The sequence below is a fragment of the Ensifer sp. Root1252 genome, from assembly GCF_001425885.1.
Lineage (GTDB): Bacteria > Pseudomonadota > Alphaproteobacteria > Rhizobiales > Rhizobiaceae > Ensifer > Ensifer canadensis.
In genome coordinates this window covers 331,099-356,252 of the sequence record NZ_LMDT01000034.1, presented here as the reverse complement: position 1 = coordinate 356,252, position 25,154 = coordinate 331,099, and the positions used below count along the sequence as shown (strand labels likewise).

General features: G+C 62.4%; 20 protein-coding genes. 15 read left to right on the top strand and 5 right to left on the bottom strand.

Annotated elements, in window-relative coordinates; translation table 11 throughout:
• Positions 1 to 106: 106 nt before the first annotated feature.
• Positions 107 to 574, top strand: coding sequence for a YcgN family cysteine cluster protein (locus tag ASD02_RS28455; RefSeq protein ID WP_025426336.1), 468 nt, complete (start codon positions 107 to 109; stop codon positions 572 to 574).
• A 108-nt stretch (positions 575 to 682) separates the two neighbouring features.
• Positions 683 to 1,192: a GNAT family N-acetyltransferase gene (locus ASD02_RS28450; RefSeq protein WP_057221493.1), complete on the top strand. Its 510-nt coding sequence runs from the start codon at positions 683 to 685 to the stop codon at positions 1,190 to 1,192.
• 63 nt (positions 1,193 to 1,255) lie between these two features.
• Here the strand turns inward: ASD02_RS28450 and ASD02_RS28445 are convergent, their stop codons facing one another.
• Both ASD02_RS28445 and ASD02_RS39290 read right to left on the bottom strand, forming a co-directional pair.
• On the bottom strand, positions 1,256 to 1,591 hold the full coding sequence (locus ASD02_RS28445) for an MmcQ/YjbR family DNA-binding protein (RefSeq protein ID WP_025426338.1): 336 nt from the start codon (positions 1,589 to 1,591) through the stop codon (positions 1,256 to 1,258).
• Positions 1,592 to 1,915: 324 nt separating this feature from the next.
• A complete protein-coding gene (locus ASD02_RS39290) occupies positions 1,916 to 2,056 on the bottom strand; it encodes a hypothetical protein (protein ID WP_164474924.1) in 141 nt (46 codons plus the stop codon).
• An 896-nt stretch (positions 2,057 to 2,952) separates the two neighbouring features.
• On the opposite strand from ASD02_RS39290, the gene ASD02_RS28435 reads away from it, so the two are divergent.
• From ASD02_RS28435 to ASD02_RS28380, 12 genes are all read left to right on the top strand, one after another.
• Complete coding sequence (locus tag ASD02_RS28435; RefSeq protein WP_025426340.1) at positions 2,953 to 3,207, top strand: hypothetical protein; 255 nt, start codon at positions 2,953 to 2,955, stop codon at positions 3,205 to 3,207.
• A 42-nt stretch (positions 3,208 to 3,249) separates the two neighbouring features.
• Positions 3,250 to 3,921, top strand: coding sequence for a two-component system response regulator FeuP (gene feuP / locus ASD02_RS28430; protein WP_025426341.1), 672 nt, complete (start codon positions 3,250 to 3,252; stop codon positions 3,919 to 3,921).
• The gene (locus ASD02_RS28425) at positions 3,911 to 5,296 is read left to right on the top strand and encodes a HAMP domain-containing sensor histidine kinase (protein ID WP_025426342.1); all 1,386 of its coding nucleotides are present in this window, start codon (positions 3,911 to 3,913) and stop codon (positions 5,294 to 5,296) included. Before feuP ends, ASD02_RS28425 begins: the two co-directional genes overlap by 11 nt.
• Positions 5,297 to 5,468: 172 nt before the next feature.
• The gene (locus tag ASD02_RS28420) at positions 5,469 to 5,912 is read left to right on the top strand and encodes a membrane protein (RefSeq protein WP_025426343.1); all 444 of its coding nucleotides are present in this window, start codon (positions 5,469 to 5,471) and stop codon (positions 5,910 to 5,912) included.
• 91 nt (positions 5,913 to 6,003) lie between these two features.
• On the top strand, positions 6,004 to 7,152 hold the full coding sequence (ccmI, locus tag ASD02_RS28415; protein ID WP_057221491.1) for a c-type cytochrome biogenesis protein CcmI: 1,149 nt from the start codon (positions 6,004 to 6,006) through the stop codon (positions 7,150 to 7,152).
• Complete coding sequence (ccmE, locus tag ASD02_RS28410; RefSeq protein ID WP_025426345.1) at positions 7,149 to 7,601, top strand: cytochrome c maturation protein CcmE; 453 nt, start codon at positions 7,149 to 7,151, stop codon at positions 7,599 to 7,601. Before ccmI ends, ccmE begins: the two co-directional genes overlap by 4 nt.
• Positions 7,598 to 9,586 carry a heme lyase CcmF/NrfE family subunit gene (locus tag ASD02_RS28405; RefSeq protein WP_025426346.1) on the top strand — a complete coding sequence of 663 codons (1,989 nt, stop codon included), beginning with the start codon at positions 7,598 to 7,600 and terminating at the stop codon, positions 9,584 to 9,586. Before ccmE ends, ASD02_RS28405 begins: the two co-directional genes overlap by 4 nt.
• Complete coding sequence (locus tag ASD02_RS28400) at positions 9,583 to 10,038, top strand: cytochrome c-type biogenesis protein (RefSeq protein ID WP_025426347.1); 456 nt, start codon at positions 9,583 to 9,585, stop codon at positions 10,036 to 10,038. Before ASD02_RS28405 ends, ASD02_RS28400 begins: the two co-directional genes overlap by 4 nt.
• A gap of 318 nt (positions 10,039 to 10,356) precedes the next feature.
• Entirely contained in the window at positions 10,357 to 11,916 is a 1,560-nt protein-coding gene (locus tag ASD02_RS28395) for a Do family serine endopeptidase (RefSeq protein ID WP_025426348.1), read from the top strand.
• Positions 11,917 to 12,052: 136 nt separating this feature from the next.
• Positions 12,053 to 12,754, top strand: coding sequence for a response regulator transcription factor (locus tag ASD02_RS28390; protein ID WP_025426349.1), 702 nt, complete (start codon positions 12,053 to 12,055; stop codon positions 12,752 to 12,754).
• The gene (locus tag ASD02_RS28385) at positions 12,751 to 14,157 is read left to right on the top strand and encodes an ATP-binding protein (RefSeq protein ID WP_025426350.1); all 1,407 of its coding nucleotides are present in this window, start codon (positions 12,751 to 12,753) and stop codon (positions 14,155 to 14,157) included. Before ASD02_RS28390 ends, ASD02_RS28385 begins: the two co-directional genes overlap by 4 nt.
• 33 nt (positions 14,158 to 14,190) lie before the next feature.
• Complete coding sequence (locus ASD02_RS28380; RefSeq protein WP_057211472.1) at positions 14,191 to 17,148, top strand: bifunctional [glutamine synthetase] adenylyltransferase/[glutamine synthetase]-adenylyl-L-tyrosine phosphorylase; 2,958 nt, start codon at positions 14,191 to 14,193, stop codon at positions 17,146 to 17,148.
• Here ASD02_RS28380 and ASD02_RS28375 read toward each other — a convergent pair.
• Both ASD02_RS28375 and pepN read right to left on the bottom strand, forming a co-directional pair.
• Positions 17,127 to 19,487: an ATP-binding protein gene (locus tag ASD02_RS28375; protein ID WP_025426352.1), complete on the bottom strand. Its 2,361-nt coding sequence runs from the start codon at positions 19,485 to 19,487 to the stop codon at positions 17,127 to 17,129. The two genes, ASD02_RS28380 and ASD02_RS28375, sit on opposite strands and share 22 nt — an antisense overlap.
• 183 nt (positions 19,488 to 19,670) lie before the next feature.
• Positions 19,671 to 22,319, bottom strand: a complete 2,649-nt coding sequence (gene pepN / locus ASD02_RS28370; protein WP_025426353.1) for an aminopeptidase N — start codon at positions 22,317 to 22,319, stop codon at positions 19,671 to 19,673.
• A 418-nt stretch (positions 22,320 to 22,737) separates the two neighbouring features.
• On the opposite strand from pepN, the gene ASD02_RS28365 reads away from it, so the two are divergent.
• Positions 22,738 to 23,676, top strand: coding sequence for a DMT family transporter (locus ASD02_RS28365; protein ID WP_025426354.1), 939 nt, complete (start codon positions 22,738 to 22,740; stop codon positions 23,674 to 23,676).
• 15 nt (positions 23,677 to 23,691) lie between these two features.
• Here ASD02_RS28365 and ASD02_RS28360 read toward each other — a convergent pair whose 3' ends face one another.
• The gene (locus ASD02_RS28360) at positions 23,692 to 24,984 is read right to left on the bottom strand and encodes an MFS transporter (protein WP_025426355.1); all 1,293 of its coding nucleotides are present in this window, start codon (positions 24,982 to 24,984) and stop codon (positions 23,692 to 23,694) included.
• Between the last annotated feature and the right edge of the window lie 170 nt (positions 24,985 to 25,154).

Here is a 25,154-nt window from a genome sequence, read left to right as displayed (position 1 = left end):
ATTAAAGGACAAACCTGCAGCAACTCAAATCGCTACTGTGACCTTTGCACGTCTGATAAGACGTGCCGCGCAGTAGCGCGACCGATTTGACGAAAGTGTGATGGCGATGGGCGAAATGCCTTTCTGGAAGGCGAAGAGCCTTGACGAGATGAATGACGCGGAGTGGGAAAGCCTCTGCGACGGCTGCGGGCTCTGTTGCCTCAACAAGCTCGAGGATTGGGAAACGGCAGAGATCGCCTGGACCTCGATCCGCTGCACGCTGCTCGACGGCGAGAGCTGTCGGTGCAAGGACTATCCGAACCGTCAGGCAACGGTGCCGGATTGCATTCAGCTGACGCCGGACGCGGTGCGCGAGATTACCTGGCTGCCGCCGACCTGCGGCTATCGGCTGGTGGCGGAAGGCCGCGACCTCTATTGGTGGCATCCGCTGCTCTCGGGCGATGCCGAGACGGTGCACACCGCCGGCATTTCCGTGCGTGGCCGCACCGTTGCGGAAGACGGCATCGACATCGAGGACTACGAGGATTACCTCGTGACCTGGCCGCTGGAAGTCGGCGAGAAAAGTTTGGGTTAACAGCCTGTTAGCTGCCCTTGCGGAATCGGTTTTGGAACGGGGCGCCATTGCAGGCACTGCGGAGAGCAGCTAGAGATCGGTGGTATTCCATCGTTCTCAGGCATTCCGATGATCAGCACCGACCGCCTCATTCTCCGCAGACCGCAGCTGGAGGATTTCGAGCCCTATCAGCAGATGTGGTCGGATCCAGAGATCCTTCGTCATATCGCATCGGCCCCCTTTTCCGGCGAACAGATGTGGACGCGGTTTTTGCGTCAGGAGGGCGGCTGGCAGTTCTTTGGCTTCGGTTATTTCGTGATCGTAGAGAGAAGCTCCGGGCGCTTCGTCGGGCAGGTCGGCTTTCAGGAACTGCGCCGCGAGATTTCTCCCGCCCTGACCGGGACGATGGAGACCGGCTGGACGATCGCGCCTGAGGCGCAGGGACGCGGTTATGCCAGCGAAGCTGCGCATGCGGCTTTCGGCTGGGCGCGGGAACATCACGCCGGACGCCGCGTAACCGCTATCGTCAGCCCGGCCAATGCGGCATCGATCAGAATCGTGGAGAAACTCGGCATGCGGCCGTTCGCGCAGACGGAGTATCACGACAAGCCGGTCACGCTTTTCGACTATGTTCTCTGAGACGATTGCCTGCGGATAGAAGGTCGTCTGCAGACGGCTTTCGAAACGTCGATGCCGGCCGCGTCAATGACGGCCGTTCTTCTTCACCAGGCTTTTGGGGGCAACATTGCGCCACGCGGTTTCCATCGACTGGCGAACGAGATCCTCGTCGGCCTCGACAAAGTAGAGTGAGGTCCAGCCCTTGTTGCCCCAGCCACCGGGGACCGCAGCGCAGACGCCGGGTTCCATTTCCAGCAGCATGCGCTGCTGATCCGGTGTGAACTTGAAAACCGCCCGCCCTGCCTCGGGCAGAGACATGAAGATGCGCTTGCCCACACGGAAGTCCCGCGTGCCGAAATGGGCATTTTCTTCCGTTCCCGGCAGGCTCAGCGCCAGTTTTTCAATCTCGTCGGTCAGCATGGAAAAAGAGTAACACGGTTTTTCCGATTGGCCAAAAGGCAGGAAATCGCCACACGGCTGGCCATACGCGCGGCTCGATACGCCACCGCGGGAGGCGGGATTCACAGCGTTGTCAGCTTCTATTGGGGCTGCGCGGGCGGGGGGAATACCAGCTGGATGCGACCGATCACCCCCGAGAACGAGAAGGCTCTTCAAGACACAAGGCGCTTTTAGAGCTGCATTAAGCCAAAAAGCGAAAGCCGCTCGCGGCGTTGACCGCGGGCGGCTTTAAGGTCGATGGGCATAGTCGTGTCGACAAGCCTATTCTCGCGCGCTAGCGCAGGCTTATTCAGCCGGCTGAACGGGCTTCGGTGTTGTCTGGGTGGCTGAGCGCATTTCGCGCCATTCGCTTTCGAAACGGTCCAGCAGCGACTGCGGTACCTTGGACTGCTGAGATGCCGGCTGGTTGTTTACGAGCGTCTGCATCCGATCCTCCCGGGCCTGTTGCAAATTCATGACTAGTTGACGGGCGGACAATTTCACATCGTAAACGCTTTGTAAATCAGTGGCTTAAATCATTTAAACGATTGAAAAATCTTTAAATCGATTAATTTTTCAATGATCCACAGTTGCATTCAGCCGACCGTGGACAGCGGGCCAATTTGGCGCTCGGTGAGTCGGGAGGGCGGTCTTTTGAGCAAGCGGCTTTGGCGATCAGGCGCTGTAGTGGGTTGATAGCGCGCGTGCGCGACGTCACCGCAAAGCGAGCAAGTTCAGTTGCGAACGGCGTTTCGATAATCGCGATCTGGCTGTGAGATGAGAGTATTTGACCCCATGAGGCGGCCTGAAGGCCCGACGTGCGCGCGGCAACACCAAACAATGCAGAGGCTTAGATGAGGGGTCGGACTCTTCGCCGGATCGCGCTCATTCAACCCCGCAAGAGCCGGACTCAACTTTGGAAGATGTGCGGCCAAGAGATTCAAAGGACTCGGGATTTCGAGCCCACTTCAAGTCTTGACGTAAGCCGAGCGACGGAGGCTGCGGCCATCTGGTTCTCGACCGAGTACCCAACGATAGCAGGAAGGGCTTAACAAATGGCTGATCGTCAAGCCGGCGGCTCCGTCGCGGAATGCGCCTCGTTGATTGGCGGCTGGCACGGCGCTGCAGCGGATCGATGTTCGGCACGGACCGCTGTCAGGCGGAGGTTTTCTTCCGTCGAGTTTCACCGTCGAAGGAATCGTTGCAATCTGCGGTCGGGTCACTGTGGATACAGCCATTCACAGGTGGCTGTTCGCCCGGCTGGGCGGCCGACATTCATTTGCCATTCAGCCTCTATCGGTTATTGCTTTTGCCATGATGCTTCCCAAGTCGAAAGTGCGTTCATGTCTTCACCAGTGATCATAGCCGCGCTTGCCGCAGGCCTTGCGGGCTTTGCTCCGCCTGAGGTCAACGTGCCCACGGACTTTGTCGTCCGCGTGGCCGGCGATTGCAGCGCGGCTGCTCAGCAAGTCGTTTCGGAAACCGGCGGCGAACTGCTGTCGGCACAGCCGACGTCCGATGGCCAGTGCGTGATCACGGTGCTTGTGCCGGGCAATGGCGGGCGACCGAAAAAGGTGACCGTAAGGGTGCCGATGTAATTCGCCCGTGACGACGGTGCGAAAGAGGAAAAGTGGGTACGAATGCGCATTCTGATAGTCGAGGACGACGTCAACCTGAACCGGCAGCTCGCCGAAGTGCTGAAGGAGGCCGGCTACGTCGTCGATCAGGCCTATGACGGCGAAGAGGGTCACTATCTCGGCGATGCCGAGCCCTATGACGCCGTGATCCTCGATATCGGCCTGCCCGAGATGGACGGCATCACCGTTCTTGAAAAATGGCGCGGCGGCGGCAAGAGCATGCCGGTGCTGATCCTGACGGCGCGTGATCGCTGGAGCGACAAGGTGGCCGGCATCGATGCCGGTGCCGACGATTATGTCGCCAAGCCGTTCCATGTCGAGGAGGTGCTTGCCCGCATCCGCGCGCTGATCCGCCGGGCGGCCGGCCACGCAAGCTCGGAAATTGTCTGCGGCCCGGTGCGGCTCGACACAAAGGGGTCGAAGGCAACCGTCGACGGAACGGCGCTGAAGCTGACGTCGCACGAGTTCCGGCTGCTCTCCTACCTCATGCACCACATGGGCCAGGTCGTATCCCGGACGGAACTGGTCGAACACATGTACGATCAGGACTTCGACCGCGATTCCAACACGATCGAAGTTTTTGTCGGCCGTCTTCGCAAGAAGATCGGCAACGACCTGATCGAGACGGTGCGCGGCCTCGGATACCGCATGCAAGCGCCCGGCAATGGCAATTAGATCCCTTACGGCCCGCGTATTGGCGGTTTCGACCGTCTGGGCCGTCGTTGCCCTGGTGGTGATCGGGGTTGTCATCTCAGCCCTCTACCGGCAAGGATCGGAACGCGGCTTCAAGGACCTGCTGCGTGCCCAGCTTTTCAACGTCGTCAACTCGATTTCGGTCAATGAGAAGACGGTGCTTGCCGGCAGTCCCCAGCTCGGCGACCTGCGCTTCTCCCAGCCGCAGACCGGCTGGTACTGGATCGTCGATCCGATCGGCGAGTTCGACACGCCGCCGCTGATTTCTACCTCGCTCGGCAACGCGAAGCTGCCGATCGCGAGCGTCGACGAAGTCCCCTTCGATACCGGTTACGTCCGTTTCTACACCACCAAGGACCCGTTCGGAAACGAGGTCGAAGTGGCCGAGACCGAAGTCGTTCTCGACATTCAGGGCCACACCGCCCGTTTCCGCGTTGCCGGCAATCGTGACGTTCTAGAGGCGGACATCAACCGCTTTACCCGCAATCTGACCATCGCGCTCTCGATCTTCGGCCTCGGCGGGCTCGGCATGAACGCGCTGACCATTCTCTTCGGTCTCAGACCGCTCGACCAGGTCCGCCGCTCGCTGGAGAAGATCCGGGCCGGCGAAAGCGAAAGGCTCGATGGTGCCTTTCCGCGCGAGATCCAGCCACTTGCAAACGAAGTGAATGCGCTGATTGACAGCAACCGCCGCATCGTCGAGCGGGCGCGCATGCAGGTCGGCAACCTCGCGCACTCGTTGAAGACGCCGATCGCGGTCCTCCTCAACGAGGCCCGCGTGCTTGAGGCGTCGCATGGCGAACTCGTCAGAAACCAGGTCGATGCGATGCAGATGCAGGTTCAATCCTATCTGAGCCGCGCGCGGATCGCCGCCCAGCGCGAATCCATTCTCGCCCGCACAGAAGCGCAGCCGGCGCTGGAGCGGCTTGTGCGCGTGATGCGCAAGCTCAATCCGGAAAAAGAGGTTCATCTGTCGATCAACCCGCCGGGCCTGGTGCTAGCGATGGAGCTGCAGGATGTCGAGGAGACTGTCGGTAACCTGCTCGAAAACGCCGCTCGCCACGCCAAGGGCGAGGTCTGGCTGAATGTTCGTCCGGCTACAAACGAAGAGCACGCAAAGGAAACCGGTCGGCAATGGATCGTTCTCGACGTCGACGACGACGGAGCTGGCCTCGACCCGGATCAGATCGCGCTGGCGATGAAGCGCGGCAAGCGGCTGGATGAGAGCAAGCCGGGAACGGGCCTCGGTCTGTCGATCGTCAGTGAAATCGTACGGGAATATCAGGGCACGCTGACGCTGTCGCGCCGGGAAGAGGGCGGGCTGCGCGCCGAGCTCGTGCTGCCGGCTGCGGTTTAGGTGTCACACTGGCGCGCGAAAGTATCGCGTCGACTGCCCTTCCAGTTGCCTCTGCCAACAGGGAATGCCAAAAGAAAATCAAAGGGAAGTCTCCGCTCGGCCCCGCCGGTCGGCGCAGGCGGAGCCCCGCGTTAGAAAGTACATGTCGCGGATCATGAGGAACCAGGCAGAAATGACACGAACTATTGTCGTCAGCGGCAGGATCGCGTTGATCGCGTCGGCGGTGGCTCTTGCCGGCTGCAGCACCACCTCGGGCGGACAGACCGCGGCGGCCGGGTTGGGCACGACCGCGACCCGCAGCGTGTCTTCGACGACCTACATCACGGCCCTGCAGGGCGGCGTTATCGGCCGGCTCAGCAATCTCGATATCGGAACGTCGGACCGCCAGCGTGCGCTCGAGGCCGAGTACCGCGCCCTGGAGGCTGCTCCGGGCGGTCAGCCGGTCAACTGGCAGGGGCGTAGCGTCACCGGTTCGGTCGTCGCCGCCGCACCTTATCAGGTCGGTTCGCAGAACTGCCGCCAGTACAGCCACACCGTGACCGTCAAGGGACAACCGACGACGGCGCGTGGTGCGGCCTGCCGGAATTCCGACGGAAGCTGGACGCCGCTCAGCTGACCGGATTTCCGGTTGCGGCGAAACGCCTCAAATCTCTGTCATTGCAGGTTTTCGAGTTGGAATGGCATGGGTGCCATAGTATTGAGCATCCATGTTGTTCTGGATCCTCGTCGCCACGTTGACGGCGGCTGTAGCTGTCGTACTCATCCTCCCGCTCTTGCGGGCGGCAGCGCCCGCATCGTCTCCCCATAGTCATGATATCGAAGTTTATCGCGATCAGCTCGATGAACTGACGCGTGACCAGGAGAGCGGCCTGATCAGCGGCGACGATGCCGAACTCGCCCGCGCCGAGGTCGCCCGCCGGCTGCTTGCGGCTGGCGAGATCGACAATGCCGCCGAGCCGGCCGCAGCCACGCGCCGCGGCGTCAACATCGTGGCGCAGGCCTTCGTGCTTCTCTGTCTTCCCGCAATTGGGCTCTGTCTCTACATGTTCACTGGCAGCCCAGGGGTTCCGGCGCAGCCTTTGGCGGCGCGCCTTGCCGATCCCGGTGCCGATATCAACATTCTGATTGCGCGGGCGGAAAATCACCTGGCGCAGAACCCGAACGACGGTGCCGGCTGGGACGTGCTGGCGCCAATCTACATGCGCAACGGTCGCGTCGAGGAGGCGGTCGCCGCCTATGACAGCGCCGTGCGCCTGCTGGGGCCGACGCCGGCGCGGCTGGGTGGCTATGCCGAGGCGGTGATCACGCTGTCCGGCGGACTTGTGACCACCGAAGCGCAGTCGGCTCTCCGCAGATCCCTCGCCATCGACCCGAACGACCCGCGTTCCGAATTCTATCTTGCCCTTGGCCTGAAGCAGGAAGGCAAGAAGGACGAGGCGCTTGCAGCCTTCAACAGGCTGATCGCCAGTTCCCCGGCGGATGCGCCCTGGGTGCCGCTCGTCAAGCAGCACGTGGCCGAGCTTTCAGGTGGCGCTGCCGGCAATGTTGCGGGCGCTGCACCGGGAAATCCGAGCGCGGACGATATCGCCGCCGCACAGGACATGAACGCCGGCGACCGCCAGGAGATGATCCGCGGCATGGTCGAAAGCCTGGCGAGCCGGCTTAAGGAAGACCCCGCCAACGCCGAAGGCTGGGCGCGGGTGATCCGTTCGCATGTTGTGCTTGATCAAAGAGACCAGGCGGCGGCCGCCCTAAAGGAAAGCCTGAAAACCTTCCCGGCGGACGGCGAACAGGGAAAACAGCTGCTTGCGCTGGCCCGTGAACTCGGGATCAAGACGGACGGAGAGACGCAATGACGCGAAAACAGAAGCGACTGGCGATCATCGGCGGTGGCGTCGGCTTTCTGACGCTTGCCGTCCTCCTCGTAATGTTCGCCTTCAGCCAGGCGATCGCCTATTTCTACGTGCCGAGCGATCTCGCCAAGACCGACGTGCCGCCGGGAACCCGCATCCGTCTAGGCGGGCTGGTCGAGGCCGGTTCGGTCAAGCGCGGCGACGGCAAGACCGTGACCTTCACCGTTACCGATACGCTCGGCCAGGTGCCGGTGACCTATACCGGCATCCTGCCGGACCTGTTCCGTGAGGGGCAAGGCGTGGTCACCGAGGGCACGTTCGTTGCCGGCAGCTCGGTCTTCGTTGCAGACTCCGTGCTCGCCAAGCATGATGAGACCTATATGCCGAAGGATGTCGCCGACCGCTTGAAGGCGCAGGGTGTCGAACTCAGCGGGAAGGAAACCGTTCGATGATTATCGAACTTGGACATTATGCGCTGGTTCTGGCGCTTGCGACCGCCTTCGTGCAAGCGGCTTTGCCGATCCTTGGCGCCAGGCTCAACGATCGCGCCCTGATGGAGCTCGCCTCCAGCGCGGCGATTGCCTGTTTCCTGCTCGTCGCCTTCTCCTTCGCCGTGCTGACCTTCGCCTATGTCACGTCGGATTTTTCGGTCCGCAACGTCTGGGAGAACTCGCATTCGCTGAAGCCGCTGATCTACAAGATTTCCGGCGTCTGGGGGAACCATGAAGGATCAATGCTGCTCTGGCTCTTGATCCTGGTGTTCTTTTCGGCGCTGGTCGCCACATTTGGTCGTAATCTGCCGGAAACGCTGAAGGCGAATGTGCTCGCGGTGCAGGCCTGGATTGCCGTGGCTTTCACGCTGTTCATCCTGCTGACATCCAACCCTTTCGCCCGCCTTATCCCGGCACCGGGCGAAGGCAAGGACCTGAACCCGATCCTGCAGGACGTCGGTCTCGCCATTCACCCGCCCTTACTTTATCTGGGCTATGTCGGCTTTTCCGTCTGCTTCTCCTTTGCCATCGCCGCCCTGATCGAAGGGCGTATCGACGCTGCCTGGGCGCGCTGGGTGCGTCCCTGGACCCTTGCTGCCTGGACGTTCCTGACGGCCGGCATTTCGATGGGCTCCTATTGGGCCTATTACGAGCTTGGCTGGGGTGGCTGGTGGTTCTGGGATCCGGTCGAAAACGCCTCGTTCATGCCGTGGCTTGCCGGCACCGCGCTGCTGCATTCCGCTCTGGTCATGGAGAAGCGCGAAGCGCTGAAGATCTGGACCGTGCTGCTGGCGATCATGACCTTCTCGCTGTCGCTGCTTGGCACCTTCCTCGTTCGCTCTGGCGTGCTGACTTCGGTTCATGCCTTCGCGACCGACCCGACCCGCGGCATCTTCATCCTCGCCATCCTCGTTTTTTTCATCGGCGGCGCCTTTTCGCTGTTTGCCTACCGCGCATCGCGGCTGAAAGCCGGCGGCATCTTCGCGCCGGTTTCGAAGGAAGGCGCTCTTGTCTTCAACAACCTCATCCTGACGACCGCGGCCGCGACCGTGCTGACCGGCACGCTCTACCCTCTGGTGCTTGAAGCGCTGACCGGCGACAAGATTTCGGTCGGGCCGCCCTTCTTCAACATGACCTTCGGGCTGTTGATGCTGCCACTCCTGTTTGCGGTGCCCTTCGGTCCCCTGCTGGCCTGGAAGCGCGGAGATCTCATGGGCGTTGCCCAGCGGCTGTTTGCAGCGGTTGCCGTCGGCCTCGTCGTCGGCTGCGTCTATTACTACGCCATGAACGGCGGACCGATCCTCGCTTTGTTCGGCATTGCGCTGGGCGTCTATCTGATCGCCGGTTCGGTGACGGATCTGGCGCTGCGCTCGGGGCTCGGCAAGGTCGCGGGCAACGTCGCCTGGCGGCGGTTCTCCGGCCTGCCGCGCTCGGCCTTCGGCACCGCACTTGCGCATATCGGCCTCGGCGTCACGCTGATCGGCATCGTCGCCGTCACCGCCTTCGAAACCGAGACCGTCGTCGAGATGAAGCCGGGTATGACCGTGGACGCGGGAGGCTACACCCTGCGGTTCGACGGCATGCGCAACGGTAGCGGTCCGAATTATTCCGAGGAATCCGGCCATTTCACCATCAGCAGCGGTGGCGTCGTCGTCACCGACATCTGGTCGTCGAAGCGGCTCTATCAGGCGCGGCGCATGCCGACCACCGAAGCCGGTATCCGTACCTTCGGCCTGAGCCAGCTCTACGTTTCGCTCGGTGACCAGATCAGCGAAGGCGGCATCGTCGTGCGCATCTGGTGGAAGCCGATGATCCTGTGCATCTGGGGCGGCACGCTGTTGATGATGGCGGGAGGTTTCGTCTCGCTCAGCGATCGCCGCCTGCGCGTTGGCGCGCCGACGCGCGCCAAGCGGCCGAAGACGATCCCGGTGGGAGCGGCCGAATGAACCGATTGCTGCTGGCGTTCTTTCTGTTTCTGGCGTCGCTCGGCCCGACCTTCGCGGTCAATCCGGATGAGGTCTTGTCCGATCCGGCACTCGAAGCACGGGCGCGGGCGATCTCGGCCGAGCTCCGCTGCATGGTCTGCCAGAACCAGTCGATCGACGATTCCAACGCAGAGCTTGCCAAGGATCTCAGGGTTCTGGTGCGCGAGAGGTTGGCAAATGGCGACAGCGACGAGGCGGTGATCGACTATGTCGTCTCGCGCTATGGCGAGTTCGTGTTGCTGAAGCCGCGGTTCGAAACCAAGACGATGATCCTGTGGGGCATGCCGATCCTGCTTTTGCTGGTCGGCGCCGCGACGTTGCTGGTGGCGGCACTCAAACGCGGCCGGCAATCGCGCGGCACGCCGCTTTCCGACGACGAGAAGGAAAAGCTGAAGAAGCTGCTTCAGCCGTAGAGCATTTCCAGGAAAAGTGCGAAGCGGCTTTCCGCCAGGAAATGCGTAAAACAGAGAGATAGCGCGTTTCTGCGACTCCGCCTAAGGCGGAAACGCTCTCGATCCCACGGGCAATGCGCCGTTGCAGACGCCCGCCACCAACATTACCAAAAATTCATCCTCCGGACAGAACTCAGTAAGGTCCAATCCGTTACATCTTTCGTCATCGGCTGTTCCTCCAGTCAGCCAAGAGCGAAATCGCTACCCCCGCGGCGATCCTCGAAATCAAGATGCCGAAGCTGCTTCCAGCGGCTTCAAGGAAGAGAAAAGGCAAAACGGATGATTACGACCAAACTCCTGCGTCCCTCCCTCAAGACTGTTCTGAAGACCTCGACCGTTGCGGGTCTTGCGGCCGTCATGCTGACCTCCGGCCTGCCGGCCACGATTGCCCAGTCCTTCGCCGAACCCGTCAAGGTCGATGCGCCCCAGGTGCCGAGCTTTGCCAATGTCGTCGACGCGGTTTCCCCGGCCGTAGTCTCCGTCCGCGTCCAGTCGCGTGCTAATCCCGTTTCCGACGAGGGCAATGGCTTCACCTTCGATTTTGGCGGTCGCGGTCTGGATGAGCTTCCCGACGATCACCCGCTGAAGCGTTTCTTCAAGGAATTCGGCGGCCCGCGCGGCGATGACCGTGCCGAACGCGGCCCCGGCCGTCGTGGCCCGCACGGCGAAGGTCGCCTGCGCCCGACTTCGCAAGGCTCCGGCTTCTTCATCTCCGAAGACGGTTACCTCGTCACCAACAATCACGTCGTTTCCGATGGCTCTGCGTTCACGGTCATCCTCAATGACGGCACCGAGCTTGACGCCAAGTTGATCGGCAAGGACAGCCGCACCGATCTCGCCGTGCTCAAGGTCGATGACAAGCGCAAGTTCACCTATGTCAGCTGGGCCGACGACAACAAGGTCCGCGTCGGCGACTGGGTCGTTGCCGTCGGCAACCCCTTCGGTCTCGGCGGCACGGTAACCTCCGGCATCATCTCGGCCCGTGGCCGCGATATCGGTTCGGGTCCCTATGACGACTATCTGCAGGTCGACGCAGCGGTGAACCGCGGCAACTCGGGTGGTCCGACCTTCAACCTTTCGGGCGAAGTGGTCGGCATCAACACCGCGATCTTCTCGCCGTCGGGCGGCAATGTCGGCATCGCCTTCGCCATTCCGGCATCCGTCGCCAAGGACGTCGTTGCCGACCTGATGAAGGACGGCTCGGTATCGCGCGGTTGGCTCGGTGTTCAGATCCAGCCGGTGAGCAAGGATATCGCCGAATCGCTCGGTCTGTCTGAGGCAGCCGGCGCACTCGTCGTCGAGCCGCAGGCCGGCTCGCCGGGCGACAAGGCCGGCATCAAGAAGGGCGACGTGGTCACTGCGCTCAACGGCGACACGATCAAGGATCCGCGCGATCTTGCCCGCAAGGTAGCCGGCATGCGCCCGGGCACCACGGTCGACGTTGCACTGTGGCGCAACGGCAAGTCGGAAACCGTCAAGCTCGAGATCGGCACGCTGCCGAAGGACGACAAGGAAGCGGCCACGGATCAGGGCAACCAGTCCGAGGAAACCCAGCCGTCGAGCGAGCAGGCCCTGGCCGACCTTGGCATGACGGTGACGCCGTCGGATGACGGCAAGGGCGTGACGATTGCCTCGGTGGACGAGGACTCGGACGCCAGCGACCGTGGCCTGAAGCAGGGCGAGAAGATCGTTTCCGTCAACAATCAGGAAGTGAAGTCGGCGGACGATATCCTCAAGGTGATCAACATCGCCAAGAAGGACGGTCGCAGCAAGGCGCTCTTCCAGATCGAGGCCGAGAACGGCAGCCGCTTCGTGGCGCTTCCCATCGATCAGGGTTGATCGCGGCTGCGAATGAATGACCAGGGCGCCGCGATATCCAAGCGATTTCGCGGCGCCGGCCGTTTGGGGCGAAGTGATCGCCATGCCGGTTGTCGGAAGAACCGAAACCGGTTGAGACAGACAGGGGTCCGGGACTATGGTCACGCGTATGAAGATTCTTATTATTGAAGACGATATCGAGGCAGCCGCCTATCTGGCAAAGGCGTTCCGGGAAGCCGGCATCGTCTGTGATCACGCGAGCGACGGCGAAAGCGGCCTCTTCATGGCCAGCGAAAACAGCTACGACGTTCTCGTGGTCGACCGCATGTTGCCGCGCCGCGATGGCCTGTCGGTGATTTCGGAGCTGCGTCGCAAGGAAGTCCATACGCCGGTGCTCATTCTGTCGGCGCTCGGCCAGGTCGATGATCGGGTGACGGGTCTGCGCGCCGGCGGCGACGACTACCTGCCGAAACCCTATGCCTTCAACGAGCTTCTCGCCCGCGTTGAAGTGCTCGGCCGCCGCAAGGGTACGCCGGAACAGGACATGGTCTACCGGGTCGGAGATCTCGAGCTCGACCGCCTGTCGCACTCGGTTCGCCGCCAGGGCAAGGAAATCCCGCTGCAGCCGCGCGAGTTCCGGCTGCTCGAGTACCTGATGAAAAATGCCGGCCAGGTCGTGACCCGCACGATGCTGCTCGAAAACGTCTGGGACTATCACTTCGATCCGCAGACCAATGTCATCGACGTGCACGTGTCGCGACTGCGTTCCAAGATCGAGAAGGACTTCGATCTGCCGCTGCTCCGAACCGTGCGCGGCGCCGGCTATATGATCAAGGATGACCGGACCGCCAGCGCATGAGCAAACTCGGCGTCCTGTTGAGGACAACCGCCGTCCGGTTGTCCGCGCTCTATCTGATCCTCTTCTCGCTCTGCGCCGCCTTTCTCGTCTTCTATGTCACCGGCATGTCCGAGCGTCTGCTACAGCAGCAGACGCGCGACGCAGTGACCGCAGAGGTGACCCAGATCGAGCAGGTCTATACCCGTGCGGGGATCAATGGGCTGCTGCGCTCATTGGAACGGCGCGCGCGCCAGCCTGGCGCCAATCTCTATGTGATCGCCGGGCCAAGCGGTGAAATCCTTGCTGGCAATGTGGCGAGCCTGGAGCCGGGCCTTCTCGATCGCGAAGGCTGGACGGAGAAACCCTTTGCCTACCAGCGCTATACCGACGAGACCCGCCAGGACAGCCATGTGGCACTTGCCCATGTGCTGATGCTCGACAACGGCCTGCGCATCCTTGTTGGCCGTGACCTGCAGGAGCCGCAGAAGTTTCGTGCGCTGGTGCGCCAGGCGCTGATGGTCGCCCTCGGCATCATGGGCCTCGGTGCGCTGATCATCTGGTTTGCCATCGGCCGCAATGCGCTGAAGCGCATCGACCGCATGTCCGAGGCGAGCACCAAGATCATGGCGGGCGACCTGTCGCAGCGTCTGCCGACCAGCGGTTCCGGCGACGAATTCGACCGGCTTTCCGAATCGCTGAACGCGATGCTCGGCCGCATCGAGAAGCTGAACGAGGGGCTGCGCCAGGTCTCCGACAACATCGCCCACGACCTGAAGACACCGTTGACGCGGCTGCGCAACAAGGCGGAAGCCGCACTTGCGCGCAAGGGTACAAGTCAGCGCGGCGCGCTGGAGGAAATCATCGGCGAGTCGGATCAGCTGATCCGCACCTTCAATGCGCTCCTGATGATTTCGCGCGTCGAAGCGGGTTCGGCTGCTGCCGAGATGAGCGAGATCGACCTTTCGCAGATTGTGTCGGATTGCGTCGAACTCTATGAACCAGTCGCCGAAGATGTCGGCCTGCGGCTGGAGGCGGATGTGGCGCCAGGCATGGTGATTTCGGGCAATCGCGAGCTTGTCGGCCAGGCGCTCGGCAATCTACTCGACAATGCGATCAAATATGCCGAAGGCGCCGCCGATCCGCTGATCAAGGTTTCGCTCGGCAGGCGCGACGGCAAAGTCGTTCTTTCGGTTGCCGACCACGGGCCGGGTGTTCCTAGGGAAAAGCGCGACGAAGTCGTCAAGCGCTTCGTTCGGCTGGATGAGAGCCGCTCCAAGCCCGGCACGGGTCTCGGCCTGTCGCTCGTCGAGGCAGTGATGGAGATGCATCATGGTGTGCTGGATCTGGCTGCAACCGATGCTGATGGCGCTGACAACTGCAAGGGACTGACGGTACACATGGTTTTCCCGGCGTCCGCGACCTGATAGACCGGTTTGCGGAGAACACGGGGGAACGGTATGCAGGACACGATGGCAGGGCACTGGTGGGGCATGGAGACGGCGCCGATCAAACCGGCAAGCCAGGCTGACGCCAAATCCGCGCTGTCGGTGCTGAAGGATATGGCCAAGGGCCATGACCAGATCAGCCGTCTGCTGGCATCCGAAACGCCGTTCAAGGCGTTCATCGTCGCTGCCTTTGCCCTGTCGCCATTCCTGCGCGACACCGGCGGCAGCCAGCCCGGCATACTCGAACAGCTCCTGTCGGAGCCGCTGCAGGAATTTCTCACCGAAAGGGTCCGGCGGGCGCGGGATGCCTGGGTATCGGCAGAGCCCGGCGTGGCACTGCCAGATACCGAGATCATGACGCGGCTTCGAAAGGCCAAGCGCGAGCTAGCCTTCGCCGTTGCGCTTGCGGACCTCTCACGACATTTCGACGGTCGCGAGACGACGCGCTGGCTGAGCGAATTTGCCGGCGCTGCCGTTTCGGCAACGATCGATCATCTGCTGCTGAGCGGTCACCAGGGCGGCAAGCTCGCGCTCAAGGACGTGACGGCCCCGAGCCGGGGGTCTGGCGTTGTCGTGCTCGGCATGGGCAAGCTCGGCGCCTTCGAGCTCAATTACTCCTCCGACATCGATCTCGTGGTCTTCTACGATCCGCAGTCCGGCATCATCATCGATCGCGACGATGCATCCGAGACCTTCGGCCGGCTTCTGCGCCGCCTCATCCGCATTCTCCAGGAGCGCAGCGGCGACGGCTACGTCTTTCGCACCGACTTGCGGCTGCGCCCGGATCCCGGCTCGACGCCACTCGCAATCCCCGTCGAGGCGGCGATGCTCTATTACGAGAGCAGGGGGCAGAACTGGGAGCGCGCAGCTTTCATCAAGGCGCGGCCCGTTGCCGGCGACATAGCTGCGGGCGATGCCTTCTTGAAGGAATTGACGCCGTTCGTCTTCCGCAAGTATCTCGACTATGCGGCAATCGCCGACATCCATTCGATCAAGCGGCAGATTCACGCCCACAAGGGCCATGGCGAGATTGCGGTCAAGGGACACAATATCAAGCTCGGCCGCGGCGGCATTCGTGAGATCGAGTTCTTCGTTCAGACCCAGCAGCTGATCGCCGGTGGACGCATGCCCGAACTGCGGCTGAAGGCGACGGAGCCGATGCTGCATGCGCTGGTAACGGCCGGCTGGATCGACGAGACGACCGCGGCCGAACTGGTCGAGGCCTACTGGTTCCTTCGCGATGTCGAGCACCGCATTCAGATGGTGCGTGACGAACAGACCCATGTGCTGCCGGAGACCGAGGCAGAGCTGAAGCGGATCGCCTTCATGCTCGGCTTCGAGGATACGGCTTCCTTCTCCAAGGCGCTGTCGAAGGTGCTGCGCACCGTCGAGCGCCGTTATGCCCAGCTCTTCGAGCAGGAGGCGAAGCTTTCGAGCGAGACGGGCAATCTGGTTTTCACCGGCCAGCGCGACGATCCCGATACGCTCGAGACCCTAAGAAAGCTCGGCTTCCAGCGGCCGTCGGACATCTCGCACACGATCCGCACCTGGCATTACGGCCGCTACCGCGCGACGCAGTCGGTCGAGGCGCGCGAGCGGCTGACGGAGCTGACGCCGCAGCTCCTGCGCGTCTTCGGCGAAAGCCGGCGCGCCGACGAGGCGCTCCTGCGTTTCGACCATTTCATCTCGGGCCTGCCGGCCGGCATCCAGCTGTTTTCGCTGCTCGGCAACAATCCGCGGCTCTTGTCATTGATCGTCAACATCATGTCCTCGGCACCAAGGCTGGCCGAGATCATCGCGGCGCGGCCGCATGTGTTCGACGGCATGCTCGACCCGGGCCTTCTGGCGGAGCTGCCGACCCGGGATTATCTGGCGCCGCGCATCGCCAACTTCGTTGCCGGCGCCCGCCACTATGAAGAGGTGCTCGACCGGCTGCGCATCATCGCCGCCGAACAGCGGTTCCTGATCGGCATCCGCCTGTTGACCGGCTCGATTTCGGGCGCGCAGGCCGGTCGCGCCTTTACCGATCTCGCCGACCTGATCATCGCTGCCGCAGTGGACGCGGTGCTCGCCGAGGTCCGTTCGGTCCATGGCGATTTTCCGGGTGGGCGCATTGTCGTCGTCGGCATGGGCAAGCTCGGCAGCCACGAGTTGACGGCGGGCTCCGACGTCGACCTGATCCTGCTCTACGACTATGACGACGCGGCCCCGGAATCGGATGGCGGCAAGCCGCTCGATCCGATGCGCTATTTTACCCGGTTGACGCAGAGGTTGATTGCAGCGCTCTCAGCGCCCACAGCCGAGGGCGTACTCTATGAGGTCGACATGCGGCTGCGGCCGTCCGGCAACAAGGGCCCGGTCGCCACCCGCATCAACGCCTTTGCCAAGTACCAGCGGGAAGAGGCCTGGACCTGGGAGCATCTGGCCCTGACGCGGGCGCGCTGCATCTGCGGCGACGACAGTCTGAAGGCGCAAGCCGATGCCATCTTCGCCGAAGTGCTCGGCCACACGCGTGATGTCGCCAAGGTCAGCACTGACGTGATCTCGATGCGCGAGATGATCGACAGCGAGAAGCCGCCAAGCGACATCTGGGATTTCAAGCTGATCCCCGGCGGCCTGGTCGATATCGAGTTCATTGCGCAGTACCTGGCGCTGATCGCTCCCGCCAAGGGCGTGCCGCCGCTTGAGGCCGGCGCCCACACGGCCGACGCCTTGAAGGTCCTCGGCGGTGCGATGATGAACCCCAATGATCTCGACACGACGATGGAGGCGCTGAGCCTCTTTACCGAGCTGTCGCAGATCGTGCGCCTGTGCATCGAAGGCGAGTTCGACCCGAAGGAGGCGCCTGCCGGTCTTGTCGATCTCGTCTGCCGGGCAGGGGACTATCCCGACCTGAAAACGCTGGAGGCGGATATCAGGCGGCTGTCGAAGGCCGTCCGGCGTATTTTTCAGTCGGTGGTTTCGGGATAGGGCTGCGGGTCGCTGTCGCGATCGGGCATGCGCAATGAAATGATGGTGCCGACATTTTCGGCGGAATGGATCTTCATCGTTCCGCCGTGAAGGCGCGTCAGCGACCGGGAGATGGCAAGCCCGAGGCCGGAGCCGCCCTTGCTCTTGGCATACTGGCTCTGCACCTGCTCGAAGGGCTGGCCGATCTTCTGCAGGGCATCACGCGGGATGCCGATGCCGGAGTCGGCGATCGTCAATGTCACAGCGCCCGTGACCTTGCGGGCGCGCAGCGAAATGCGCCCGCCTTCATTGGTGAACTTGACCGCGTTCGACAAGAGATTGAGCAGCACCTGCTTCATCGCCCGCCGATCCGCGACCACGGTCAGGCCCGAGGCGATTTGCTGCACCACATGGATGTTCTTCTGCTGCGCCGGGATCGTGGTGAAACGCAGCGTCTCCTCGATCAGCGGCGCGAGATCGATGGTCTCGCGGCTGATGCGCATATGGCCTGCTTCGATCTTCGACATGTCCAGGATGTCGTTGATGACGTTCAGCAGGTGTTTGCCGCTGTCGTGAATGTCGCGCGAGTATTCATCGTATTTCTCCGAGCCGAGCGGCCCGAACATCTGGGTCTGCAGGATCTCCGAAAAACCGAGAATGGCGTTGAGCGGTGTCCTCAGCTCATGGGACATATTGGCCAGGAATTCCGACTTGGCGTGGTTCGCCGCCTCGGCCCGTTCTTTTTCCGCCTGGTAGTTGGCGTTGGCGATCGACAGCTCGGTCTTCTGCCGCTCCAGGGTCATGCGCGAAGCCGAGAGATCGCCGATGGTCGCCATCAGCCGGCGCTCGGATTCGCGCAGCCGCACCTGGTGACGCTTGAGCAGCGTGATGTCGGTACCAACAGAAACGAGGCCGCCGTCGCGCGTGCGCCGCTCATTGATCTGCAGCCAACGCTCGTCGGCGAGCTGCACTTCGGTGGTCTGCGAATGGTTGCTACGGTCAGGATCCGCAATGCGGCGTTCCACTACCGGGCGTGCCGCAGCGGCGTGTACGGCGATGCGTTCGGTGCCTGGCACCAGAACGTGATCCGGCAGCTTGTAGGCTTCCTGGTAGTGCGTGTTGCACATGACCAAGCGGTCCTGCTTGTCCCAGAGGACGAAGGCCTCGGACGTACATTCGATGGCATCGGCCAGACGCTGATCAGCTTCGGCATAGCGCTGGGCGAGGCGGTGCTGCTCGGTGACATCCATGGCGATGCCGATGAGATGGGCGCGGCCTGAAACGGTGCGGATGATCTCGGCGCGGGCGCGCAGCCAGACATAATGGCCGTCCGCATGCCGCATGCGGAACACCTGGTCGATCTGTCGCGCATCGCCGCGGGCAATTGTCCGCGCCACGCCATAGATACCGCGATCGTCCGGATGCATCAGCCGTGCGGCGTCGCCGAAGGAAAGCACGCTGCTTTCGCCGGGCATGCCCAACATCTCATACATCGACCGCGACCAGAACAGCCGTCGGTTGGCAAGATCGAAATCCCAGAGGCCGCAGCGGCCGCGCGACAGGGCGGTTTCGACCCGCAGGTTCGATTCCGCAAACACCCCGTCGGCGTCGCGGGCGCGTTTGGCCTGGATGTAATAAGCGTAAAGCACCACCAGCAGGATCGCCGAGATGCCGGCAAACAGCGTCACATTCAGCGAAACCTCGTCGCGCCAGGCCGTTTCGAGCTGGGTCACCGGCGTTGCCGCCAGGACGACGCCGGCCGCTTCCGGCAACTGCGCCAAAGCGACGATATGGTCGACGCCGTTGATGGCCGTCTTCATGACGCTGGAATGTTCGCCGTAATACTGCAGCGTGGCGATATCGGGTGCAACCGAGGCAAGCGTCCGGCCGATCAGCGGCACACCATCAGGTGTGCTGGCGAAGATCCGTCCATCCTTGCGCACGGTCAAAAGAAACATGCCCGCGTCGAGCATGGTGTTGGGCAGGTATTGGGTCAGCCGCTGTTCGGCATCCCAACGCCGGCCCTCTTCGAACAGCGTCATGCCGTCAGCCTGGAACGCCGCGACCGCCGTTGCCGCGGCAAGCCCGACCGTCTGGCGCGAGTTGTCTTCCATCCGGGCGTGCTCGCCCATGATGCCGGACATGCGCGAAACGGCGACTATGATCAGGAATGCGATGATGAGGATGGGGATAGAGCGCTTGAGAATAGGTTCCGCGCTCGCAAGACGCTGCGACGTCGGCTCGGCGAAAATCTTCGCCTGCGAGATGAACTCGCGTTCCAGGCCGGAAAAGCCCGAAAACTTGAGTCGCAACCGCCCGTCGGCTGCGCTCGCTGGTCGCGCGTCCGCCATCTTACCCAATGTGAAACCCTCTGATGATTCGGCGCGCCGCTCGCCCGAATCTGACTCAATGAATCACAGGGCGATTCGCCTTGTCCAGAGGTAATGGTAAAGATTTCTTAACCATTTCTAATCGTTGGGAAATAATAGGCCGGGTCGCGCGAGCGACCCGGCCCTTGAAAAATGCCTGCATTCCCGGCCTTTTCAGGCCTTGAGCATGCGCTCGACGATGTCGCTGACATCGGCCGAAAGCTTGGTCGCGCCAGCGATTTCCTTCAGCGCATTGCGGGCATGATCGGCGCGCGTGTCTTCAAGCGAGCGCCAGGAGCGCATCGAAGTCAGGATGCGTGCCGCGAGCTGCGGATTGCGCGGATCGATATCGAGGATCTGCTTCGCGAGGAAACGGTAGCCCTCGCCATCGGCGCGGTTGAAGCCTGTCGGGTTGGCGAAGGCATAGCTGCCGACCAGAGACCGGACACGGTTCGGATTATTGCCATTGAATAGCGGCTCGGTCATCAGCGCCTTGACGCGATTGAGCGTCCCGGCCCCGGGGATTGTCGCCTGCACCGCGAACCACTTGTCGATGACGAGCGCGTTGTCGGCAAACCGTTTCCGGAAGGTTGCCAGTGCCTGAGCCGTCTCTGGCGCATCCGGGAACCGGTGCGCGAGCAATGCCAGTGCATGGCTGAGGTCGGTCATGTTGTCGGCGGCTGCGAAGACTTCTGCTGCCCGTTTCGGATCATCCTCGCCATGGACGAGATAGGTGAGTGCGGCGTTGCGCAGGGCTCGACGTCCCGCACTTTCCGCATCCGGACTGAAGGAACTCGTCGACGCCATTTCGTCGGCAAGCCGAAGGAAGGTTCCGCGGCCGGAAACCGCAATCGCCTTGAGGATCTGCTGCCGGGCGGTATGGATGGCATCGGGGTCGTTGTCGGCGCCGATCTCGCGGGCGATGTCGGCTTCGCTCGGCAGCGACAGCGCCTGCGACCGGAAAGCCGGCTCCAGTCCGTCGTCAGCCGCCGCGGCGACAAGGCCGTCGAGCAGCGCCTTTTCGCAGGTCACGGATTTGCCCGCACGGGCGTTGGCCGTCGCGGATACCAGATTGGCAAGTGCAATGGCGTTGAGTGCCTGCCAGCGTGCGAAGAGATCGCTTTCGTGCCGCGCGATCAGCGCCAGGTCGTCGTCGGTCTGCTCGATATGCAGGTTGATCGGAGCGGAAAAGCCGCGGTTGAATGAAGGCACCGGGCGCGAAGTAATGCCGGAGAAAACCACCGTCTGCTTGCGTTGGGTGAGGTGCAGCACGTCGCCGGTGATATCTGCGCCCGCCACGCTCGAAAGGTCGGCTTCCGCGCCGTTTCCAAGGAGCAGGCCCATGCGCAGCGGAATGTACATCGGCTCCTTGGCGCTTTGGCCCGGCGTCGGCGGCACGGTCTGTTCGAGCGACAGGGTGAAGGTCTGCTTGCCTGCGTCATAGGCGCCGGAGGCTGTCACCAGCGGCGTTCCCGCCTGATGGTACCAGAGCGAAAACTGGCTGAGATTGCGGCCGCTGACATCGGCGAAGCAGGCGACGAAATCCTCGATCGTCACAGCCTGGCCGTCGTGGCGTTCGAAGTAGAGATCCATGCCCTTCTTGAACAGGTCGCGGCCGAGAAGGGTCGCGATCATCCGGGTGACTTCGGAGCCCTTCTCATAGACCGTGGTCGTGTAGAAGTTGTTGATTTCACGGTATTTCGTCGGCCGGACCGGATGGGCAAGGGGGCCTGCATCCTCTGGGAACTGTTCTGATTTCAGGTGCCGGACTTCGGCGATGCGCTTGACGGCGCGCGAGCGCATGTCGGCGGAAAACTCGTGGTCGCGATAAACCGTCAGGCCTTCCTTGAGGCAGAGCTGGAACCAGTCGCGGCAGGTGATGCGGTTGCCGGTCCAGTTGTGGAAGTATTCGTGCGCGATGATCGCTTCGATATTGGCGTAGTCGGCGTCGGTGGCCGTTTCCGGATCGGCCAGCACGTACTTGTCGTTGAAGACATTGAGCCCCTTGTTCTCCATGGCGCCCATGTTGAAGTCGGAGACGGCGACGATCATGAAGATATCCAGATCGTATTCGCGGCCGAACGTCTCTTCGTCCCACTTCATCGAGCGCTTCAGCGCGTCCATGGCGTAGGCTGCGCGCGGCTCCTTGCCGTGTTCGACATAGATCTTCAGCGCGACCTCGCGGCCGGACATGGTGGTGAACGTGTCTTCGACCACGCCGAGATCGCCGGCAACCAGCGCGAAGAGATAGCTGGGCTTCAGGTGCGGATCGAACCAGGCGGCGAAATGCCGGCCATCGCCCATGTCGGCGCCGCCGAGATAGTTGCCGTTGGACAGCAGCAGCGGAGCGGATTTCTTGTCGGCGATGATGTTGACCGTATAGACGGCAAGTACATCAGGACGATCAGGGAAGTAGGTAATGCGGCGGAAGCCTTCCGCCTCGCACTGCGTGCAATAGACGCTGTTGGTGCGGTAGAGACCCATCAGCTTGGTGTTCGTCTCGGGCGAGAGCATCGTGGTGATGGTGACTTCGAACGGGGCGGTCTCGGGCAGGCCACGGATCGTCAGCGTGTCGTCGGTCACGTCGTAGAGCGCGGCTGCAAGCTCTTCCTGGTCGAGCAGCAGGCCGGTCATGACCAGCTCGTCGCCGTCAAGCACCAGCGGGGCCGATGCGTCCACGCCTTCCCGCCGATGCAGGATCAACCGCGCTTCGACCTTGGTTTCCTTCGGGTCAAGCTCGAAGGTCAGATCCACTCTTTCAAGTACGAAGTCGGTCGGCCGGTAGTCTTCCAGATGAATGATCTGGCCAGTATTTGTCCGCATGGTCAGTCCCGCTCGCGCCTTGCTACTGGTGGATTTGTAGAGGGCGCTTGTGATGGTGAAAAGGCCAAAGGGCGAAAAGCCGGATATGCCACACGATTGTGATGCCGGCGACCGCACTTCCGGCAGAAAAGACATGGTGTCCGGTATTCTTCCCGCTCCCTTATCGCCTTGACGTGTATCGAAGTGGCACTAACAAGAAATAAACCGGAAAGGTTTTTTTCGACCCCGCTAAAGAATTCTCGGCGATTGTCTTTGCTGCGATGAACTCATCAAGAAAAAAGTCGGTTCATCAAGAAGATTGATCCGACTTTCGCGGCCGGCGCAGCTAGAGTGACATCGTTCTCCGGTGAGCCTCTCACCCAAATCTCCCAAACTGTCGCCGCCGCGGTCCTCCGCTAAGGCTCGAAAAGCGTTTTCCATGGATGCCGAAGTCGAAAACCCGATGAAGGGGATCCTGCTCAAGGTCCTTTCGGTCGTCATCTTCGTTTGCATGTCGACCTTGATCAAGGCGGCCGGGAGCGAGATCGCCACCGGCCAGATCACCTTCTACCGCTCCGCCTTCGCCATGGTGCCGATCCTCGGCTATCTCGCCCTTCGCGGACAGTTGCGCGACGCTTTCAAGACGAAGGATATCGGCGCTCACATCGCACGCGGCTTCGTCGGCATCCTGGCGATGAGCTTCGGCTTTTACGGCCTCGTGCACTTGCCGCTCCCCGAAGCGATCGCCATTGGCTATGCGATGCCGTTGATCGCCGTTGCCTTTGCCGCGATTTTTCTCGGCGAAACCGTTCGGCTTTATCGCTGGTCGGCCGTCGTCATCGGTCTGGTCGGCGTCATGATCATCACCTGGCCGCGGCTGACGCTGTTTCGCGAAGGCGGTCTCGGGTCGTCCGAGGCGCTCGGGGCGGCGGCGGTCTTGCTGTCGGCGGCGCTCGGCGCGATCGCCATGGTGTTGGTGCGCAAGCTGGTGAGGGCCGAGCGCACCCACACGATCGTGCTCTATTTCTCGCTCTCGGCCTCGGTCTTTTCGCTCGCGACCCTGCCGTTCGGCTGGCCGAGCATCTCGCAGAAAGCCTTCCTGTTGCTGATGATCGCCGGCTTCTGCGGCGGCGTCGCGCAGCTCCTCTTGACCGAAAGCTACCGTCACGCCGACATGTCGACGATCGCACCGTTCGAATACACCTCGATCGTGCTGGGCCTGATCATCGGCTATTTTCTGTTCGAGGACATCCCGACGAGCACCATGCTGATCGGCACCGCCATCGTTGTCGGCGCCGGTATTTTCATCATCTTCCGCGAGCATCGGCTTGGATTGGAGCGCAGGGGTGCGCGCAAGCACGTCACGCCACAGGGCTGACGGCCCCTGTTTCATTCATTCCGGCTGTCGTTCCCAAGCAGGCACCGTGTCGTCCTCGATCAGGCCGTCCTGCGACGCCTGCTGGGCGGTCGGGCTGGTAACGTCGGGTCCGGGTGTCGGCAGCACCGTGGTCGCCTGGAAGTCGGTCTTGGCGACGAGACCCTCGTGCTGCTCCCGCCGCAGGATGCGCCAGGCGGCGTAGCCTGCATAGAGTGCGAAATAGACGGCAAGCACGATGAACAGCGCCGCCGGCCCGAACCGATCCATGACCGGGCCGACCATCAACGGGCCGGAGATCGTGCCAAGCCCGTAGGTGATCATCAGGCCCGAGGAGATCTCGACATATTCGTCCGGCTTGGCGAGGTCGTTGGCATGGGCGACGTTCAGCGCATAGATCGGGAACAGGACCGAGCCGACGAGGGCGGCGACGATATAGAGCACCGTCGGGCTGCTGCCGATCGACGCGGACATGACCAGGCAGGAGATCACGCCGACAATGCCGCAGCCGACCATGACGATACGCCGGTCGATGCGGTCGGAGGCGCGGCCGATCGGGATCTGCGAGAGGGCGCTGCCGGTCAGGAGCGATGCGAGCAATGTTGCGCCTTCGCCGGTCGACAGGCCGATCTTCTGCGTGAACACGCCGCCGAGGTTCAGCCAGGCGCCCGAGAGCGCGCCTGCGAGAAAGCCGCCGACCACGGCAACCGGAGAGCGGCGAAACAGGCCTGGAATGTCGAATCGCGCCTGCGCCGGCGGTGCCGGCATCGGCGAGGAAGAAAGCGCCGTGGGCAGTAGTGCCAGCGAAAACAGCACGCCGCAAAGGATGAAGAGCGATGTGTTGGTCGGGTCTCCCAGCGGCACCATGTATTGCCCGCCGATGGTGCCGACCATCGTGGTGATGAGGTAGAGCGAGAACAGCATGCCGCGGTTCTCGTTGGTCACCCGTTCGTTGAGCCAGCTCTCGATGACGAGATAACTGCCGGAGATCGCGAAACCGGATATGGCGCGAAAGGCGATCCAGGCACGCCAGTCGACGACCAGCCCGCAAAGCAGGATGGCGATCGAAAGCAGGGTTATGAGTGCGGTGAAGACGCGGACATGGCCAACGCGCAACACGAATTTCGGCGTGATGATGCAGGAGAGGGTGAAGCCGACCGTGTAGCCGGTGGCAATGACCGAGACCGTCAGCGTCGACCAGTTCTCGGCGACGGAGCGAACCGGGATGACGTAGCTCTGAAGCCCGAAGGCCACCATCATCAACAAAGTGGACAGCATCAGGCTGAGGACGGAAGCGAGACTGGCCAGCATCGGCGCTCCTGAAAACAAAGACGCGCCGACTTGACCAACCGGGTGGCTGGCAACGAAGGCGCGATGCGGAGCGAGGGCAGTCAGACGGGGTTGCCGGAGTGACCGATCGCTTCGAACTCGAAATGAGTGTGGCTCTATCCAGTTTTCGAGGCGCTGTCGATTGCGACAGC

Excerpts from the sequence above, each read along its gene's own strand:
- ASD02_RS28455 (WP_025426336.1), top strand. The coding sequence starts at position 107 with ATGGGCGAAATGCCTTTCTGGAAGGCGAAGAGCCTTGACGAGATGAAT.
- ASD02_RS28425 (WP_025426342.1), top strand. The coding sequence starts at position 3,911 with ATGGCAATTAGATCCCTTACGGCCCGCGTATTGGCGGTTTCGACCGTC.
- ccmI (WP_057221491.1), top strand. The coding sequence starts at position 6,004 with ATGTTGTTCTGGATCCTCGTCGCCACGTTGACGGCGGCTGTAGCTGTC.
- pepN (WP_025426353.1), bottom strand. The coding sequence starts at position 22,319 with ATGCGGACAAATACTGGCCAGATCATTCATCTGGAAGACTACCGGCCG.
- ASD02_RS28395 (WP_025426348.1), top strand. The coding sequence starts at position 10,357 with ATGATTACGACCAAACTCCTGCGTCCCTCCCTCAAGACTGTTCTGAAG.
- ASD02_RS28435 (WP_025426340.1), top strand. The coding sequence starts at position 2,953 with ATGTCTTCACCAGTGATCATAGCCGCGCTTGCCGCAGGCCTTGCGGGC.
- ASD02_RS28405 (WP_025426346.1), top strand. The coding sequence starts at position 7,598 with ATGATTATCGAACTTGGACATTATGCGCTGGTTCTGGCGCTTGCGACC.
- ASD02_RS28385 (WP_025426350.1), top strand. The coding sequence starts at position 12,751 with ATGAGCAAACTCGGCGTCCTGTTGAGGACAACCGCCGTCCGGTTGTCC.
- ASD02_RS39290 (WP_164474924.1), bottom strand. The coding sequence starts at position 2,056 with ATGCAGACGCTCGTAAACAACCAGCCGGCATCTCAGCAGTCCAAGGTA.
- ASD02_RS28420 (WP_025426343.1), top strand. The coding sequence starts at position 5,469 with ATGACACGAACTATTGTCGTCAGCGGCAGGATCGCGTTGATCGCGTCG.
- ASD02_RS28365 (WP_025426354.1), top strand. The coding sequence starts at position 22,738 with ATGGATGCCGAAGTCGAAAACCCGATGAAGGGGATCCTGCTCAAGGTC.
- feuP (WP_025426341.1), top strand. The coding sequence starts at position 3,250 with ATGCGCATTCTGATAGTCGAGGACGACGTCAACCTGAACCGGCAGCTC.
- ccmE (WP_025426345.1), top strand. The coding sequence starts at position 7,149 with ATGACGCGAAAACAGAAGCGACTGGCGATCATCGGCGGTGGCGTCGGC.
- ASD02_RS28445 (WP_025426338.1), bottom strand. The coding sequence starts at position 1,591 with ATGCTGACCGACGAGATTGAAAAACTGGCGCTGAGCCTGCCGGGAACG.
- ASD02_RS28390 (WP_025426349.1), top strand. The coding sequence starts at position 12,053 with ATGGTCACGCGTATGAAGATTCTTATTATTGAAGACGATATCGAGGCA.
- ASD02_RS28380 (WP_057211472.1), top strand. The coding sequence starts at position 14,191 with ATGCAGGACACGATGGCAGGGCACTGGTGGGGCATGGAGACGGCGCCG.
- ASD02_RS28360 (WP_025426355.1), bottom strand. The coding sequence starts at position 24,984 with ATGCTGGCCAGTCTCGCTTCCGTCCTCAGCCTGATGCTGTCCACTTTG.
- ASD02_RS28450 (WP_057221493.1), top strand. The coding sequence starts at position 683 with ATGATCAGCACCGACCGCCTCATTCTCCGCAGACCGCAGCTGGAGGAT.
- ASD02_RS28400 (WP_025426347.1), top strand. The coding sequence starts at position 9,583 with ATGAACCGATTGCTGCTGGCGTTCTTTCTGTTTCTGGCGTCGCTCGGC.